The sequence below is a fragment of the Nocardioides jejuensis genome, assembly GCF_004337475.1.
In the GTDB taxonomy this organism is placed as follows: domain Bacteria; phylum Actinomycetota; class Actinomycetes; order Propionibacteriales; family Nocardioidaceae; genus Nocardioides; species Nocardioides jejuensis.
Genome location: NZ_SJZJ01000016.1, coordinates 35,940 through 53,465 on the forward strand (window position 1 = coordinate 35,940; position 17,526 = coordinate 53,465).

A 17,526-nucleotide genomic window follows, 5' to 3' on the forward strand; every position below is an offset into this window, starting at 1 on the left:
GCGCGCCGATGCCGCAGTTCTTTGCCGGGACGCAGAACGCCGGGTGGTCGCCCGTCAGGGCAACCACCCGGCGTCCCGGTCAGTCGATCAGTGCATCAGTCGGTGGCGACCTTGATCAGCACGTGGGCCTCGTCGCCGTCCTTCCACGACGAGACGCCGATGCCACTCAACGGCTCGACGTTGTCGCGGATGTCCTTCGGGGCGTCGAAGTCCTTGAACAGGTCGTCCAGCCAGTTCTTGGCGTCGAAGTTCAGGAAGAAGCTGTTGGCCGAGTCGCCCGCATTCGGCACGAGCTTCTTGAACGCCTCCGAGTCGCCGAGGCCGTGCTCGTCAGCGAGCGTGTCGGCGTACTTGGGGCTGATGCTGACGATCTCGTAGTCGCCGCTCTTCTTGCTCACGATGAAGCCGTTGGGCATGCCCTGCTTGCCGAACGTGTCGCGGACCTTCTCCAGGACCTTCTCGATCTTGTCGGGGTCGCCCTTGATCTTGATGCCCACGGGGATACCGGTCAGGTCCATCCGCTTGAACGCGTCGCTGCTCAGATCGGAGTCGACCGAGACCGTGAGCCCCTCGCCGAGCAGCGTCTCGATGTCGTCGAAGCTCAGCCCGGTCTCCTGGGTGAGCATCTCCTCGGCCTGCTTCAGGCTCATGCCGGCCTCGTCCTCGAGCATCGGGCCGTAGGCCTTCTCGATCTTCGCGCGCCAGCCGTCGGGCAGGCCGACAGCGAACGCCGCCACCGTCGACTTCGGCAGGGACTCGACGATGTCACCCGACGTGGCGACGTCAGCCTGTGCCTTGCTCGCGGCCTCGATCTCAAGACCCCCGTCGCGGAACCGCCCGACCAGGCCCGCACCCTCGAACTTCTTCGCCTCGTCGGTGGCGGCGTCGGGAAGCTTCACGCCCGAGTCGGCCTCGAAGAAGTCAAGGACCCGCTGATAGCCGAGCGGCGAGCCGTAGGCGGTCACGATGCCCGGATCACCTGCGGCGTCAGTCCAGGTGGAGTAGTTGTCGTCGTCGGCGAGGGACGCCTTCGCCGCGGACTTCACCGCAGCCTCGGCCTTGCCCTCACCCTGCGCCAGGACGAGCCAGTCACCGGAGAACGCCGTCGAGGTCGGCTTCTCGGTCGAATCGATGTCCTTGTCGAAGCACTTCACGATGGACGGCACGGCCGCCTTCGCCTTGGCGTGATCGGTCGTCTGGACGACGATCACCGGCGTCGGGTCTTCACCCTTGCCCGCGTCGAGGGCAGCGACAGCGAGGCGGTCACCAAGCCACGGCTTGACGTCCTTGTCGTAGTCGTCGAGGCCTGCGCAGCCGGCTCCGTCGCCCTTGATCTTGTCGAAGATCTCCTTGCGGATGTCGTCCTTGCCACCGAGCTTGATCTCGTCGGCGATCCCCGGGAACTTCTTCAGGGTCGTCCGGGCTGCCAGGAGCTGCTCACCGTTGGGGCTCATGTCGATCGCCACGTAGCCGAGCAGGCCCTTGGCCGGCAGTGCCTGCGCGGGCTGGTCGCCCTGGCCGTAGAAGACCTTGTAGCCCCACACACCACCACCGACGGCAGCAACGGCGAGCACGGCGCCACCGACACCGAGGGCAAGGCCCTTGCGGCTGGACGGCGGCGGAGTCGGAGTCGGAGTCGACGTGTCGGTCATGCGTGTCCTCGAATCAGTGGCGGAAGTCACTGGAGATTACAGACGATTCACTCCGCGTGCAGGCGCTGTCCACCGTCATCGCCGTGGTCCTGCGAGAGCAGAACGCCGAGGCACCCGACCGCCGTCGCGAACGGCATCGCGCACCAGGCGGCGCCCGGCTGCACCCGTAGCGAGGCGCGGATCTCGGCCCCGTCCTTCGCGTGGCGGGCCAGCGCGAGCGCGCTCTCCGGACCCAGTAGCCACCCGGTCAGGAGCATCGCGGCGGAGCCGGCGAGGGCACCGAGCACGAGCGAGACCACCCCGACGAGAGGCCGCCGGCGGAAGAGCACGCTGCCGACAATGCCGACGACGAGACCGAGGACAGACGCGATGGCGACGTACAGGCCGGTCGAGCGGAACTCCGCATCAGGTGGGAAGAACGGGTGGTGCGCGTAGACCTGGCCGACAGGCGCGGGCTTCCACCATGCCCACCAGCCGACGCCGGCAACGGCACCGACGGCGGCGCATGCCAGGACGGTGAGGACGCCGAGGGCGACCGCGCGCTTACTGGGCAAGGCAACCCGGCCCGAGGAGCTGCTTGAGATCGGCGAAGAGCGCACCACTCGGCGTGACGCGGAGCCGGTCGTCGAGGCGCAGGACGGTGGTCGCGTTGCGCGCGAGGAGCTTGAGCTGCACCTCGGTGACGCCGGGGTGGGTCCGGAGGACGTCCTTGAGCGACTCCACCACCGGAGCCGTGCACCGCGTCGACGGCAGCGAGATCACGACCGGACCGTTGGGACCGTCGGAGAGATCCGGGACGGTCACCTCCTGGCCCATGATCTCCGGAGTGTCCTTGCTGCGGGAGAGCCGCCCGCGGACGGTGATGATCGCGTCCTCGACGAGGTACGGCGCAGCGAGCTGGTAGCTGCTCGGGAAGAGCAGCACCTCGATCGAGCCCTCGAGGTCCTCCAGGGTGACCATGGCCCAGGAGTCACCGCGCTTGGTGATCTTGCGCTGGACGCTGGTGATCAGGCCGGAGACGGTGACGGAGGAGCCGTCGGAGCGCTCCTCATCGACGATCAGCTGACCGATCGAGCAGTCGGTGCCCTGGGACAGGACGTGCTCGAGGCCGTTGAGCGGGTGGTCGGAGACGTAGAGGCCGAGCATCTCGCGCTCGTGGCCGAGCAGCGTCATCTTGTCCCACTCGTCGATCTCGGGGATCGCGACGTTGACGCCGAAGCCGCCACCCTCCTCGTCGTCGCCGAGCCCGGCGAAGAGCGAGTCCTGGCCGATCGCCTCGTTCTTCTTGATGTCGACGTACTGGTCGATCGCGCTCTCGTGGACGACGTGCAGTGGCCGCCGCTTGTGCGCCATCGCGTCGAAGGCGCCGGCCTTGATCAGCGACTCCACGAGGCGCTTGTTGCAGACCTGCGCGGGGACCTTGGAGAGGAAGTCGTTGAAGTCGGTGAAGTTGCCCTCCTCCGCACGCGCCTCGACGATGCCGTCGACGACGTTGGCTCCGACGTTGCGCACGGCCGTGAGGCCGAAGCGGATGTCGGAGCCGACAGCGGTGAAGTTGTGGGCCGACTCGTTGACGTCGGGCGGGAGGACCTTGATCTTCATCCGGCGGCACTCACCGAGGTAGAGCGCCATCTTGTCCTTGTTGTCCTTCACGGACGTCAGGAGTGCGGCCATGTACTCGGTCGGGTAGTTGGCCTTGAGGTACGCCGTCCAGTACGTGATGACGCCGTACGCCGCGGAGTGCGACTTGTTGAACGCGTAGTCGGCGAAGGGGACGAGGATCTCCCACAGGACCTTGACGGACTCCTGGGGGTAGCCGCGCTCGAGCATGCCGGCCTCGAAGCCGGCGTACTGCTTGTCCAGCTCCTCCTTCTTCTTCTTGCCCATGGCGCGACGCATGTTGTCTGCGGCGCCGAGGGAGAAGCCGGCGAGCACCTGGGCGATCGCCATGACCTGCTCCTGATACACGATCAGGCCGTAGGTCTCGCCGAGGACCTCCTGCAGGGGCTCCTCGAGGGCAGGGTGGATCGGGACGATCGGCTCGCGACCGTTCTTGCGGTGCGCGTACTTGTTGTGCGAGTCCGCACCCATCGGGCCCGGGCGGTAGAGCGCGGAGACGGCCGTGATGTCGGCGAACTGGTCGGGGCGCATCGAGCGGAGCAGCGCCTGCATGCCGCCGGAGTCGAGCTGGAACACGCCCAGGGTGTCGCCCCGGCCCATCAGCTCGTACGTCGGCCGGTCGTCGAACGGCAGCTCCTCGAGGACGACCTTCTCGCCGCGGTTCATCGCGATGTTGGCGACCGCGTCCTCCAGCGTGTGGAGGTTGGACAGGCCCAGGAAGTCCATCTTGACCAGGCCGAGCTCTTCGCACTTCGGATACTCGAACTGCGTGATGACCTGCCCGTCCTGCTTCGGGTCCATCAGCGGAACGACGTCGATGAGCGGCTCGCTCGACATGATGACGCCGGCGGCGTGGACACCGGTCTGGCGGATCTGGCCCTCGAGGCCGATCGCGGTCTCGTAGATCGTGCGGACGTCGTGGTCCTGCTCGTAGAGCGCGCGGAACTCGCCGCCCTCGGCGTAGCGCTTGTGCTCGGGGTTGAAGAGCTCCTTGAGCGGGACGCCCTTGCCCATCACGTCGGCCGGCAGCGCCTTGTTGATCTTGTCGCCGATGGCGAAGCCGTGGTCGAGGATGCGGGCGGCGTCCTTGATCGCCTGCTTGGCCTTGATCCGGCCGAAGGTGGCGATCTGCGCGACGCGCTCCGCGCCGTACTTCTCGGTGACGTACTGGATGACCTCGCCGCGACGGTGGTCGTCGAAGTCGATGTCGAAGTCGGGCATCGAGGGACGCTCAGGGTTGAGGAACCGCTCGAAGTAGAGGCCGTGCTCCAGCGGGCACAGGTCGGTGATCTTCAGTGCGTACGCCGCGATGGAGCCCGCACCGGAACCACGGCCGGGACCGACGCGGATGCCGTTGTCCTTGGACCACTGGATGAAGTCGGCAACCACGAGGAAGTAGCCGCAGTAGCCCTTCTGCGTGATGACGTCGAGCTCGAACTCGGCACGGTCGATGACGTCCTGCGTCAGCCGGCCGTCGGGGTAGCGGAACTCGAGGCCCCGGAAGACCTCCTTGCGCAGCCACGACTCCTCGGTCTCCCCCGCCGGGATGTCGGCGCGCGCCATGTAGCCGCCGGTGGACTCGGTGAACTCGACGTTGCAACGCTCGGCGATCAGGAGGGTGTTGTCGCACGCCTCCTTGAGGCCGTTGTGGTCACCCCACAGCTCGCGCATCTCCGCGGCGGACTTGATGTAGTAGCCCTGCCCCTGGAACGCGAAGCGCTTGCCACCCTGCTCGTACGTCGGCTCGGCCATCCGGCTGCCGGACTGCACACAGAGAAGCGACTCGTGCGCCTTGGCGTCCTCGGGGTTGTTGTAGTGCGAGTCGTTGGTCGCGATCGGCTTGATGCCCAGATCGCGACCGAGCTTGAGCAGGTCGTCGCGGACCCGCTTCTCGATGGAGATGCCGTGGTCCATCAGCTCGAGGAAGACGTTGTCGCGGCCGAAGATGTCCATCAGCTCGCCGGCCTCTTGGACCGCCTCGTCCCACTGACCGAGGCGCAGGCGGGTCTGGATCGCTCCGGAGGGGCATCCCGTCGAGACGATGATCCCCTTGCTGTGCTCGGCGAGGATCTCCTTGTCCATCCGGGGCTTGTAGAAATATCCCTCCATGCTCGAGCGCGAGGTGAGCCGGAAGAGGTTGTGCATGCCCTCGGTGGACTCGGCCCACATCGTCATGTGGGTGTAGGCGCCACCACCCGAGACGTCGTCGCCGCCCTCCTCGGAGGCGTTGCCCTTGCCCCACCGGACGCGGCGACGCTCGCCGCGCGGCGTGCCGGGCGAGACGTACGCCTCGATGCCGAGGATCGGCTTGACCCCGTACTTCTTCGCCTTGGAGTAGAAGTCGTAGGCGCCGTGCATGTTGCCGTGGTCGGTCATCGCGATCGCGGGCATGCCGAGCTCGGCCGTGCGCTGGAAGAGGCCGTCCAGGAGGGACGCCCCATCGAGCATCGAGTACTCCGTGTGGACGTGCAGGTGCACGAACGAATCAGCGGAGCCAGACGACATGGAGGGAAGACTAACCGTCCCCACCGACACTCCACGAAAGGCGCACGTCGGGGGCATGTTCCTCGTTCTCGGACCCGTCGGTGTGCTCCTCCTCGACGAAGCCGTGGCCCGCGTAGAAGGCCCGAGCGGGCAGGTTGGAGGTGAAGACCCAGAGCCCGAAACCGTCGGGACGAAGCGTCTTCACGAGCTCGAGCAGCGCCGTCCCGACGCCGACGTGCTGGGCACCGGGAGCGACGTACAGGTCATCGAGCCAGGTGGGCGTGAAGCGCGCGTAGCCGACCACGACTCCCCCGACGTCGGCCACCCAGGTCTCGTCGACCTCGAGGCGCGCAGCCAGGAACGCAGCGATCTCCCGCGGGCTGTGCACGGACGCCGGCATCGGTGCGGCCGCCCGAGCCGTCAGGAAGACGTCGACGAGGTCGGGGACGTCCTCCGCCTCGGCCGGTCGCAGGACCAGCGCGTCGTCAGTCGGCGTCACGGATGACGTCGAGCGCGCGGGCGAGATCGGCCGGGTACTCCGACTCGAACTCGACCCACTGCCCCGACTCCGGGTGCGTGATGCCGAGCTTGACCGCGTGCAGCCACTGCCGGTCCAGCTTCACGCGCTTGGCCAGGATCGGGTCGCAGCCGTAGAGCGGGTCGCCGACGCAGGGGTGCTTCGTGGCACTCATGTGGACGCGGATCTGGTGCGTGCGGCCGGTCTCGAGGTGGATCTCGAGGAGGCTGGCGAACCGGTGCGCCTCGAGCGTCTCGTAGTGCGTGATGCTCGGGCGACCGTCCGCCATCACGGCGAACTTCCAGTCGTGCTTCGGGTGCCGGCCGATGGGGGCGTCGATCGTGCCCGCGAGCGGGTCCGGGTGGCCCTGGACGAGCGCGTGGTACGTCTTCTCCGGCGTACGGTCGCGGAAGGCCTGCTTGAGCACCGAGTAGGCGTGCTCCGACTTGGCGATCACCATGACACCCGAGGTGCCGACGTCGAGGCGCTGGACGATGCCCTCACGCTCCTTGGCCCCGCTCGTGGAGATCCGGACGCCAGCGGCAGCGAGGTGACCGACGATCGTCGGACCGGTCCAGCCGACGGTCGGATGCACGACGACGCCAACCGGCTTGTCGACGACGACGATCGCGTCGTCCTCGTGGAGGATCCGGATCCCGTCGTGGAGCTCCGGCTTCACCTCGAGCGGGTCAGCCATCCGCGGGATGGTCACGTCGAGCATGCCGCCCTCGTGGACCCGGTCGGACTTGCCGACGTTGCGTCCGTCGAGCTGGACGTTGCCCTCGGCCGCGAGCTCCGCTGCACGCGTGCGCGACAGGCCGAACATGCGGGCGATCGCGGCGTCGACGCGCTCGCCGGCGAGGCCCTCGGGGATGAAGATGGTGCGCTGGTCCATGTCCGTCACTTCCGCTCGTCGCGCGTGCCGTTGAGGCGGACACCACGGAACGCCTGCACGAGGATCAGCACCGCAGCCACGTTGATGCACATGTCGGCGACGTTGAAGATCGGCCAGTGCGGCAGCTGGAGGAAGTCGACGACGTGCCCCTCGAACGGCCCCGGCGCCCGGAACAGCCGGTCCGTCAGGTTGCCGAGGATGCCGGCGAGCAGCAGCCCGAGCGCCACGGCCCAGACCCGGTCGACGGCGCGCAGCGCGAACCAGATGACTGCGGCCGCCGCCAGCATCGCCACACACGAGAGCACGGCGGTGTACGACGTGCCCGTCCCGAACGCCGCTCCCGGGTTGCGGGTCAGCCGGAAACCGAAGAGGCCACCGATGACGTCCACGCGACCGCGGTCCGAGAGCTGCCGGACGGCGAGGGTCTTGGTGGCCAGGTCGACCAGGTAGAGCAGGACCGCCGTCGCGGCGAACACCACCCTCGCGATGCTCCGGGAGGTCGTGGTGACGGACGGGCCGGCGATCGCTTCTTCCATGATGGAGCGAGTTTCCCACACGGTCCCAGACGCAACGAACCCTGTGCGCTCGCCCGTCAATGGATGACCGGTGAGCGCACAGGGCCGGTGGGTCAGCGGCGCTCTTCGCGCTTCTTGCAGTCCATGCAGAGCGTGGCGCGCGGGAAGGCCATGACGCGCATCTTGCCGATCGGCTGGCCACACGACTCGCAGACGCCGTAGGTGCCGTCGGCGATGCGGGCCAGGGCACGCTCGGTCTGCGCCAGCATCTCGCGCGAGTTGTTGACGACCGTCAGCTCGTGGTCGCGCTCGAAGCTGGTCGCGCCCATGTCGGCCTGGTCGTGGCCAGCACCGTCTCCGGCGTCCTTGAGCAGGCCTGCGAGCTCGACCTCCTGGTCGTGGAGCTCCTTGCGCAGGCGCTCGGCGTGCTCCTTGAGCTCGGCGATCACCTCGGCGAGGTCTGCCTTGGTCCAGGCCTCCTCACCCTCCTTGTACGGAAGGGTCTCGGGCTTCACCGGGCCGGACTTGCGGACCGGGGCCGCCTTCTTGGCCGTCGCGGCGGCCTTGCGAGCCGTGGTCGTGGCCTTCTTGGCAGCCGGAGCTGCGGCCTTCGTCGCGCTCGCCGCGGCCTTGGTCGCAGGAGCGGCCGCCTTCTTGGCGGTCGTCGCGGCCTTCTTCGTCGTGGAGGCGGCGGCCTTCTTCGCGGTCGCGGCAGCCTTCGTGGCCGGTGCCGCCTTCTTCGCGGCCGGTGCCGCCTTCTTCGCAGGAGCCTTCTTCGCCGGCGCAGCCTTCTTCGCAGCAGGCTTCGCGACCTCGGGAGCCTCCACGGCGTCCTCGGGGCGAGCGCGTCGTCCGATCACCTTCTTCGCGGCGGAGACGGCAGAGCCGGCGATCTTCGTCGTGCTGCGGGGCATAGGACCTGGCCTCCTGGACCGGGACGAGGAAGGTGATCTGCGCCACCTCGGGTGCCGGAAGGCTAGTCGTTTCGTCCTACAGGCATCAAACCGGCTCGCGGGATGGTCACGGATTCACCAACGGGCGCGCCCGAAATGCCGGACCGGCCGGATCCACAAGGGATCCGGCCGGCCTCAGCGACGGTGCGGAAGGGCTCAGCCCTCCTCCTCGCCGAGGATCGAACGAAGGCGCTTCGGGCCCTGGCCGGCGGCCTCGTCGGGAGCGACCTCCGGGGTGCTCTCCAGCGACTCGAGCTGCTGGCTGAAGTAGCTCTTGAGGCGCGAACGGTACTCCCGCTCGAACGAGCGAAGACGCTCGACCTCGGTGCTGAGCTTGGCCTGCTCCTTCTCCAGGTCGCCGAAGAGCTGCTTGCGCTTCTCGGCGGTCTCGGAGTCGAGCATCTGCGAACGGGTCCGGGCGTCGGACTCCATCTTGTCGGCCTTGACCTTGGACTCCGACTCGAGGCGCTCGGCCTTGGTGCGGGCCTCGCCGACGATCTTGTCGGCCTCGTTCTTCGACTCCTCGACGAGCTCGTCCGCGTTGCGCGTGGCGATCTCCAGGAGGCGGGCGGCGGCGCTCGAGGCGTCAGCGACGGTGACGACGCGGATCTCCTCGGCAGGCGCGGGAGCGGCAGCGGCAGGCGCGACCGGCTCGGGAGCCTTCACCGGCTCGGGGGCCTTGACCGGCTCCGGGGCCTTCTCCACAACCGGAGCGGCAGCAACCGGCTGGCCGGACTGCGCCGCAGCCAGCTTGGAGCGCAGGTCGTCGTTCTCCTTGGTGAGACGAGCGAGCTCGGCCTCCACCTCGTCGAGGAACTGGTCGACCTCACCCATGTCGTAGCCCTCACGGAGCCGGACCGGAGTAAAGCGCTTGTTGCTCACGTCCTCAGGCGTCAGCGGCATGCCCTCACCCATTCATATGTCGAAGCGGAAAGAAACTGTCAGAACAATAGCGCCTGTGGCCGTGACACACGGTCACGGCCACAGGCGAGAAGCATTGGTCAGCTCTGGTTGAAGAAGCCACCCTCAGCGATGCGCGCCTTGTCCTCAGCGGCAACGGTGACGTTCGGGGGCGAGAGAAGAAACACCTTGTTGGTGACCCGCTCGATGTTGCCGCGCGTGGCGAAGACCAGGCCGGCGGAGAAGTCGACGAGACGCTTGGCGTCGGAGTCGTCCATCTCCGAGAGGTTCATGATGACCGGGACGCCGTCACGGAAGTTCTCACCGATGGTGCGAGCCTCGTTATAGGTGCGCGGGTGCAGGGTCGTGATGCGCGACAGCTCAGCAACAGTGGGCTGCGGCGCAGGGGTCGGGCGACGACGCTCCGTGATGTCCGCGACCGGCGCGGGGCGTGGAGCGGCGGCCTGACGCGGCGCAGGCTGTGCTGCGCGCGGGGCGGCCGCGGGGGCCTCGTCGTAGTCGTCGTACTCGTCGGCGTACCGGCCCGTGTCCTCGACCAGGCCGAGGTACTCACCGATCTTGCGCATGGTGCTCATGCGGCTGTCCTCCGATACTCCTGCGCCACCATCAGGCGCGTTGCTTGTGACATTACTTGAGAGTCCTTCGTGTACCGAGCACCGCGCTCCCGACGCGCACGTGTGTCGCGCCGGCGGCAATCGCCTGCTCGAGGTCGCCACTCATGCCCGCGGACAGCACTGTCGCGTCCGGATGAGCGACGAGGAAGTCGTTGCGGATCCCCGCCAGCCGCTCGAACGCCGCGGCCGGGTCCTCCCCGAGCGGGGCGACCGCCATCAGACCGCGGAGCCTCAGGTGCGTCGCGCCGTCGACCGCAGCGGCGAGCTCCGGCAGGTCGACAGGGTCCGCTCCGGCGCGGCCCTCGCGGTCCGGCGGGTCCAGGCTGACCTGCAGGAGTACGTCGACCGCTCGGCCCGCGGCGCCCTTGTCCAGCGCGTCGACCAGCTTGAGCCGGTCCACGGACTCGACCACGTCGGCGTACGCCGCGACGGCTGCGGCCTTGTTGGACTGGAGGCCGCCGATGTAGTGCCAGCGCAGGTCGAGGCCGGTGCAGTCGGCTGCCTTGGCCTCGGCTTCCTGGTGGCGGTTCTCCCCCACGTCGACCACACCGAGACCGGCGAGCAGCCGGACATCCGAGGCCGGGAAGAACTTGGTGACCACGACGAGCTCGACGTCGCCCGTGGGGCGCCCCGCAGCAGCCGTCGCCGCGGCGATGCGCTCGCGGACGTCGGCGAGGTTGGCAGCGAGCTCGGCCCAACGGGCCTCCCCCGGCAGCGGCGTCGTCATGCGCGCACCCGGATCAGGCCGGCCAGGCGGCCGGCGCCGTCTGCGTCGCGGCGGTGGGAGAAGAGCGTGGAGTCCTCGAGCGTGCAGGGGCCGAGGTGCTCGACAGTCACGCCGGCCCGCTCCAGCTGCGCGCGTACGCCGGCACCGAGGTCGAGCGCCGGTGTGCCCCACGTGGTGGTGGCCAACGTGGCGGGCTCGATCGCCGTCACCTCGTCCTGCATCTGCTGCGGCACCTCGTAACAGCCGCCGCAGACGTGCGGGCCGATCCAGGCCGTGATCGTCGTAGCGCCCAGATCACGCATGCGGGCAACCGTCGCCCCGACGACGTCGAGCTCGACGCCCTTGCGGCCTGCATGCGCTGCACCGACGACACCGGCGGACGGGTCGGCGAGCAGCACGGGGACACAGTCAGCGACACGGACGGCGAGCACGACGTCGGGCCGGTCAGTCACGATCGCGTCGCAGACCGGTGCGTCCACGGCAGCCGGGTCAGCGACCGCGACGACGTTGCCGTGCACCTGCTGCATGTCGCACAGCACGGCGGCATCGGGCGCGAGGACCTCGAGGACGCGGCGCCAGTTCTCGGCGATTGCCTCCGGGGCGTCGCCACCCACGCGCGCCAGGTTGAGCGCGTCGTACGGCGATGCACTGACCCCGCCGAGCCGGTCCGTGAAGGCCAGCTCGACGGGGTCGATGGTCAGGCGATGAGCGAACAAGCGCGCGTCACTTGAGGAAGTCCGGCACGTCCAGGTCGTCGTCGTCGAACTGCACGGCCGGGCGGGCCGGCTGGACGGGCTGGGTCGGCTGGACGGGAGCCGCCTGCTGGACCGGAGCGGCCTGCGGGGCCGGACGCGACGCAGCGACCTGACCGACGTTGTTGGTCGGGACCTGGCGCGCGGCGGCCGGGGCGGCGTCACGACGCAGCACGGTGCCCTCGTCGCGCTTCTTCGGCGAGCCGCCGTCGAAGCCCGCGGCGATGACGGTCACGCGGACCTCGTCGCCCAGGGCGTCGTCGATGATCGTGCCGAAGATGATGTTGGCCTCGGGGTGGACCGCCTGGGCGACCATCGCGGCGGCCTCGTTGATCTCGAAGATGCCGAGGTCCGAGCCACCGGCGATCGAGAGCAGCACGCCGTGCGCACCCTCGATGCTGGCCTCGAGCAGCGGCGAGGAAACAGCCATCTCGGCGGCGGCGAGCGCGCGGTCGTCGCCACGCGCGGAGCCGATGCCCATGAGGGCCGAGCCCGCGTTGGACATGACGGCCTTGACGTCGGCGAAGTCGACGTTGATCAGACCCGGGGTCGTGATCAGGTCCGTGATACCGGAGACACCCTGCAGCAGGACCTGGTCGGCCTGCTTGAACGCGTCGAGCATCGACACGTTGCGGTCGCTGATCGAGAGCAGACGGTCGTTGGGGATGACGATGAGGGTGTCGACCTCTTCGCGGAGGCGGGCGATGCCGTCCTCGGCGGAGTTGGCGCGACGGCGACCCTCGAAGGCGAACGGGCGCGTGACGACACCGATCGTCAGGGCACCGAGCGAGCGGGCGATGCGCGCAACGACCGGCGCACCGCCGGTGCCCGTGCCGCCACCCTCACCCGCGGTCACGAAGACCATGTCGGCGCCCTTGAGCACCTCCTCGATCTCGTCCGCGTGGTCCTCGGCGGCCTTCTCGCCGACGTCCGGGTTGGCGCCGGCACCGAGGCCGCGGGTGAGCTCGCGGCCGATGTCGAGCTTGACGTCGGCGTCCGACATCAGCAGCGCCTGGGCGTCGGTGTTGATCGCGATGAACTCGACACCCTTGAGGCCGAAGTCGATCATCCGGTTGACGGCGTTGACGCCACCTCCACCAATGCCGACGACCTTGATGATGGCCAGGTAGTTCTGTGCTGCTGCCATGGCGGCTGTGCCTCTCCCGATGGACGGTCTGTGTGTTGGCAAAACTGGGGAAGTACGCGCCGCTGACAGAACCCTAACCCTCAACTAGAGCGTTATAGTTATGTCAACCTCGCGTTGAGGAAGACCATACGGACCGGACGCCGCGTGTAAAGGGCCGACACGCCAGCGTCTCGAATTGCGCCGAGATTCCTGAGGCGTCGGATCAGGAACGCGTCGTCGGCTGACCCGGCACGCTGACGTCGTACGCCCGCGCGTCCGGCTCCGCCTTCAGCAGCGAGGTGAGGACGCGCGACTTGGCGTCGGACTGGTCCGCGCTCCCCCACACGACGACGCGGCCGTCGCGCAGCTCCAGCGAGATGGCGTCGCGCGTGTGCACGTCGACGAACGCGACGCGCTTCGCCACCTGCTCCGGGAGTACGCCGACCACGCGCGCGGCCTCCTGCATGGCATCGGCGTGTGTGTCGGCCGAGGTGCGGATCAGGGGCAGGCGCGACGGCCGACCCTTGAAGTCGCGGAAGACGACGCCGGTGGCGTCGAGGCCGTGCAGACCACTGCTGTCCTCCACGACCGCCACGGCGACCCGCTCGGTGACGTCGATGCGCACCTGGTGCGGCCAGGCCCGGGAGACGGTGACCGAGGCGACTGCAGGAAGCGCCTCGACGCGCTTGCGGACACCGTCGAGGTCTGCCCGGGCGAGCGGACCGCCCTGGGGCACGGCCGCCGCGCTGCGCACCTGCGCGGGGCGGAGGAACGTCGTGCCCGTGACGTCGACGCCACGGACGTCGAGCACCGACGAGGCGAGCACCACCCAGCCGGCAACCGCCAGCACGGCGGCGACCACACCGAGGACGACGAGGCCACGCCAGGTCCCCCACCGGCGAGCCCACTGGCGCCGCGCGAACCGACGACGGGACGCCTCGACGGTGTCGCCCTCGCCGGCGCTCCTGCGCCAGGGCAGGTCAGGCATCGGTGCGTCCCAGCAGGCCGAGGACCAGCGGTCCGACGGTGGTGATCGTGCCGGCACCGAGCGTGAGGACCATGTCACCCGGGCGCGCGCGGCGCGCGAGCTCGGCAGCAACATCGGCCAGCTCGGGCACGAAGGCAACGGAGCCCTGCGGGAGCGGCACCGCGTCGGCGACCAGCGCGCCGGTGACGGCCGGGTCGGCATCCTCGCGGGCGAGGTAGACGTCGGCGACCACGACCGCATCGGCGGCGCCGAGCTCGACGCCCATCTGCTCACCGAAGATCCGCGTGCGGGAGACGAGGTGCGGCTGGAACGCGACGATCAGGCGCCCCTCCCCCGCGACCGAACGCGCAGCCTGCAGGTCGCCGTGGATCTCGCTGGGGTGGTGGGCGTAGCTGTCGTAGACCCGGACGCCGGCCACCTCGCCCTTGAGCTCCATGCGGCGCTTGGTCCCGGTGAAGCCCGCGAGGCCCGCCTTGAGACCCGCGATGTCCAGCCCGAGCTCGAGGCCGACTGCCAGGGCCGCGAGCGAGTTGAGCACGTAGTGCTGGCCCGGGATCTGCAGCGTCAGCTCGCCCAGCGAGTCGCGCTCGGCGCGGATCGCGAACGTCGTGCGCGTGCCGTCGTGACGGACGTCGTGGCCCTCCAGGTCCGCGCCATCCGCGGCGAGCCCGTAGGTGACGACGCGCAGGCCCTTTGCACGCGCCTCGTCAGCCAGTTTGCGGGTGGCGTCACTGCCCGCCCACGTGATCAGGAGGCCGCCCGGATCGATCCGGTCCAGGAACTCCGTGAACGCCGCCTGGTAGGCCTCTTCGGTGCCCCACTGGTCGAGGTGGTCCGCGTCGACGTTGGTGACGACCGCGATCGACGGGCGGTAGACCAGGAAGGCGCCGTCGCTCTCGTCGGACTCGGCGACGAACAGGTCGCCCGTGCCGTCAGCGGCGTTGACACCGGTCGAGGTCAGGTCACCCCCGATGGCGTACGTCGGGTCGGCACCCGCCGCCTGCAGCGCGACGGTGACCAGGGAGGTCGTCGTGGTCTTGCCGTGCGTGCCGGCGATCGCGACCGTGCGCTTGCCCGCCATGACCGCGAAGAGACCGGCCGACCGCGGCAGGATCCGGAGGCCCTGCTCGACGGCGGCGACGTACTCCGGGTTGTCCTCGCGGATCGCGGTGCTCACGACGAGGGTGTCGACGTCGTGGATGTGCTCGGCCGCGTGGCCGACGTGGACGCGGGCGCCGAGCTCACGCAGGGCGTCGAGCGTCGGGCTGTCGTTGCCGTCGGAGCCGCTGACCGCGATGCCGCGGGCCAGCATGATCCGCGCGATCGCCGAGAGGCCGGCCCCACCGATGCCGATGAAGTGGACGCGGCCGAGATCCTCGGCGGGGAGCAGCTGGTCCGGGACGGGGATCCTCATCGACGGGCCTTCTTTCCGGAACGTGCGGCCTCGACGGTCAGCGCAGCGAGCTTGTCGTCGGCGTCGAGCGGGATGACATCGGCTGCGGCCTCGCCCATGGCAGCGAGACGGGCCGGGTCGGTGAGCAGCGGGACGAGGTTGGCCTCGATCCATGCGGCGTCGAGGTCGGCGTCCGCGACGAGCAGGCCGCCGCCGGCATCGACGACCGGCGCCGCGTTGAGCGCCTGCTCGCCGTTGCCGATCGGCAGCGGGACGTAGACAGCCGGCAGACCGACGCCCGACGTCTCGGTGACGGTGTTGGAGCCGCACCGGCAGAGCACCGCATCGGCGGCGGCGAGCGCGAGGTCCATGCGGTCGACGTAGTTGGCGACGACGTACGGGGCTCCCTGCGCCTCCACCACGAGCTCGTTCTTGGGGCCGATCACGTGCAGCACCTGCACGCCCGCTCCCCCGAGCACCCCTGCCGCTCCACTCACGGCCGAATTGATCCGCTGGGCGCCCTGCGAGCCACCCGTCACGAGCAGCGTCGGGCGGTCCGCGTCGAGGCCGAACGCCGCGCGACCTTCGGCACGCAGCGCGCCGCGGTCGAGCGTCGAGATCATCCGGCGGATCGGCAGACCGGTGTAGAGCGCCGGCTCACCGCCCTTCGCGGTCAGCGGCGTGTCCGGGAACGACGTCGCGACGTACGGCGTGAACCGGGCGCCAAGCCGGTTGGCGATGCCCGGGAGGGCGTTGCCCTCGTGCACGACGAACGGGATGCCGCGCTTGCGCGCAGCCAGGTAGGCCGGCACGGAGACGTATCCACCGAAGCCGACGATGACGTCCGGCTTGATCCGGTCGACGATCTCGAGGGCAGCGGCGCGCTGGGCGCGCATCTTGCCCGGGAACTGCAGCATCGCCTTGCCGGGCTTGCGGGGCAGCGGCATCCGCGGGACGAACTCGAGCGGGAAGCCGGCCTCGGGGATCAGCCGGGCCTCCAGGCCCGTGGTCGTGCCGAGGCAGGTGATCTCGACCGTCGGGTCCTCGCGCAGCAGCGCGGCGGCCGTCGCGAGCAGGGGTGACGTGTGGCCGGCGGTGCCACCACCGGCGAGCAGGACGCGCATCAGAGACCTCGGGACTGCTTTGCGGGGCGGGCGGGGCGGTTGCGCTTGCGGGCGGCCAGCGCGGCGGCGGCCTCGGGCTCGCGGCGGGCGAACCCGATCAGGATGCCGAGCGCGATGAGCGACGGGAGCAGCGCCGAGCCGCCGTACGAGACGAGCGGGAGCGGGATGCCGATGACGGGCAGCAGGGACAGGACCATGCCGATGTTGACGATCGCCTGACCGAGCAGCCACACCATGACGCCGAAGGAGACGTAGCGGACGAACGGGTCGCGCGTCTGGCTCGCGATCCGCACGGCCGACCACGCGATGGTGGCGAACAGGCAGAGGACGAACAAGGTGCCGATCAGGCCGAGCTCCTCGCCGAGGACGGCGAAGATGTAGTCGGTGTAGGACTCCGGCAGCGTGCCCCACTTCTGCTGGGAGGCGCCGATGCCCTTGCCGAAGATGCCGCCCGATGAGAGGCCCAGGAGGCCGTGGGCCGCCTGCCAGCCGTCGCCCAGGTAGTCCTTGAACGGGTTGGTGAAGCTGAGCAGTCGCCCGCGTCGTTCGGAGCTGGTCGTGGCGAGGAAGAACGCCGACACACCGACCACCGACAGCGCGAGACCGAAGAGCTTGGCCGGAGCACCGACCACCCAGAGCAGGCTCAGCAGGATCGCCATGAAGACGAGCGCCGTGCCGAGGTCACGCTCGAGCAGGACCAGGCCGACCACCAGCAGCGCCCCCGGCACGACCGGCATGAACACGTGGTGGAGCTCACCCAGCCGGCGCTCCTTGTTGGCGTAGACGTTGGCCGCCCAGAGGATCAGCGCAAGCTTGGCCAGCTCCGAGGGCTGCATGCTCAGGGGGCCGAGATTCAGCCAGTTCTTCTGGCCGTTGACGATCTTGCCGAGGCCGGGGACCTGCACGGCCGCCAGCAGCACGATCGAGCCGAGCATGCCGACCACGGTCAGCCGGCGCAGCGTCGCCTGGGGCATGCGGGACGCGACGTACGCGAGAGGGATGCCGATGGCCACCCAGATGAGCTGGCGCTCGACGATCGCGTAGGAGTTGTGCGTCGTCTTGTACGAGATCACGCTCGACGCGCTCAGCACCATGATCAGGCCGATGGTCAGCAGCAGCGCCGTGCACCCGAGCAGCAGGTAGTACGGCGTCAGGGGGCGGTCGAGCGCCTCCTTGAGCGCGGCAAGGCCCCGCGGTCGCTCGCGGGTCTCCTCAGGCGTGGCAGTGGTCATCGCGGCCCATCCT

General features: G+C 69.4%; 16 protein-coding genes. All 16 read right to left on the reverse strand.

The features are described 5' to 3' along the window. Positions 1–95 precede the first annotated feature (95 nt). A complete protein-coding gene (locus EPD65_RS10270; protein WP_131583783.1) occupies positions 96–1,652 on the reverse strand; it encodes a DUF3352 domain-containing protein in 1,557 nt (518 codons plus the stop codon). Between the two features lie 47 nt (positions 1,653–1,699). Then, positions 1,700–2,206 (reverse strand): hypothetical protein, encoded by a 507-nt coding sequence (locus EPD65_RS10275; protein ID WP_131583785.1) that lies wholly within the window; start codon positions 2,204–2,206, stop codon positions 1,700–1,702. Next, positions 2,196–5,777: a DNA polymerase III subunit alpha gene (dnaE, locus tag EPD65_RS10280; RefSeq protein ID WP_131583787.1), complete on the reverse strand. Its 3,582-nt coding sequence runs from the start codon at positions 5,775–5,777 to the stop codon at positions 2,196–2,198. Before dnaE ends, EPD65_RS10275 begins: the two co-directional genes overlap by 11 nt. A 10-nt stretch (positions 5,778–5,787) precedes the next feature. Continuing rightward, positions 5,788–6,255 carry a GNAT family N-acetyltransferase gene (locus EPD65_RS10285; protein WP_131583789.1) on the reverse strand — a complete coding sequence of 156 codons (468 nt, stop codon included), beginning with the start codon at positions 6,253–6,255 and terminating at the stop codon, positions 5,788–5,790. Next, positions 6,242–7,168, reverse strand: coding sequence for an RluA family pseudouridine synthase (locus EPD65_RS10290; protein ID WP_131583791.1), 927 nt, complete (start codon positions 7,166–7,168; stop codon positions 6,242–6,244). The genes EPD65_RS10285 and EPD65_RS10290 overlap by 14 nt, the downstream gene beginning before the upstream one ends. Positions 7,169–7,173: 5 nt before the next feature. After that, positions 7,174–7,704, reverse strand: a complete 531-nt coding sequence (gene lspA / locus EPD65_RS10295; RefSeq protein ID WP_131583793.1) for a signal peptidase II — start codon at positions 7,702–7,704, stop codon at positions 7,174–7,176. A gap of 92 nt (positions 7,705–7,796) precedes the next feature. Continuing rightward, on the reverse strand, positions 7,797–8,597 hold the full coding sequence (locus EPD65_RS10300) for a TraR/DksA family transcriptional regulator (protein WP_131583795.1): 801 nt from the start codon (positions 8,595–8,597) through the stop codon (positions 7,797–7,799). Between the two features lie 195 nt (positions 8,598–8,792). After that, complete coding sequence (locus tag EPD65_RS10305) at positions 8,793–9,539, reverse strand: DivIVA domain-containing protein (protein WP_131583797.1); 747 nt, start codon at positions 9,537–9,539, stop codon at positions 8,793–8,795. A 98-nt stretch (positions 9,540–9,637) separates the two neighbouring features. Then, positions 9,638–10,123 carry a cell division protein SepF gene (locus EPD65_RS16735; RefSeq protein WP_207891509.1) on the reverse strand — a complete coding sequence of 162 codons (486 nt, stop codon included), beginning with the start codon at positions 10,121–10,123 and terminating at the stop codon, positions 9,638–9,640. A 61-nt stretch (positions 10,124–10,184) separates the two neighbouring features. Beyond that, positions 10,185–10,898, reverse strand: coding sequence for a YggS family pyridoxal phosphate-dependent enzyme (locus EPD65_RS10315; protein ID WP_207891501.1), 714 nt, complete (start codon positions 10,896–10,898; stop codon positions 10,185–10,187). Continuing rightward, positions 10,895–11,614 carry a peptidoglycan editing factor PgeF gene (gene pgeF, locus EPD65_RS10320; protein WP_131583801.1) on the reverse strand — a complete coding sequence of 240 codons (720 nt, stop codon included), beginning with the start codon at positions 11,612–11,614 and terminating at the stop codon, positions 10,895–10,897. Before pgeF ends, EPD65_RS10315 begins: the two co-directional genes overlap by 4 nt. A gap of 7 nt (positions 11,615–11,621) precedes the next feature. Then, positions 11,622–12,797, reverse strand: a complete 1,176-nt coding sequence (gene ftsZ, locus EPD65_RS10325) for a cell division protein FtsZ (RefSeq protein ID WP_131583803.1) — start codon at positions 12,795–12,797, stop codon at positions 11,622–11,624. A 202-nt stretch (positions 12,798–12,999) separates the two neighbouring features. Next, entirely contained in the window at positions 13,000–13,764 is a 765-nt protein-coding gene (locus EPD65_RS10330) for a cell division protein FtsQ/DivIB (RefSeq protein ID WP_131583805.1), read from the reverse strand. After that, positions 13,757–15,178 carry a UDP-N-acetylmuramate--L-alanine ligase gene (gene murC, locus EPD65_RS10335; RefSeq protein ID WP_131583807.1) on the reverse strand — a complete coding sequence of 474 codons (1,422 nt, stop codon included), beginning with the start codon at positions 15,176–15,178 and terminating at the stop codon, positions 13,757–13,759. Before murC ends, EPD65_RS10330 begins: the two co-directional genes overlap by 8 nt. Then, positions 15,175–16,281: a UDP-N-acetylglucosamine--N-acetylmuramyl-(pentapeptide) pyrophosphoryl-undecaprenol N-acetylglucosamine transferase gene (locus EPD65_RS10340; RefSeq protein ID WP_131583808.1), complete on the reverse strand. Its 1,107-nt coding sequence runs from the start codon at positions 16,279–16,281 to the stop codon at positions 15,175–15,177. Before EPD65_RS10340 ends, murC begins: the two co-directional genes overlap by 4 nt. Next, complete coding sequence (gene ftsW, locus EPD65_RS10345; protein ID WP_131583810.1) at positions 16,281–17,513, reverse strand: putative lipid II flippase FtsW; 1,233 nt, start codon at positions 17,511–17,513, stop codon at positions 16,281–16,283. Before ftsW ends, EPD65_RS10340 begins: the two co-directional genes overlap by 1 nt. Between the last annotated feature and the right edge of the window lie 13 nt (positions 17,514–17,526).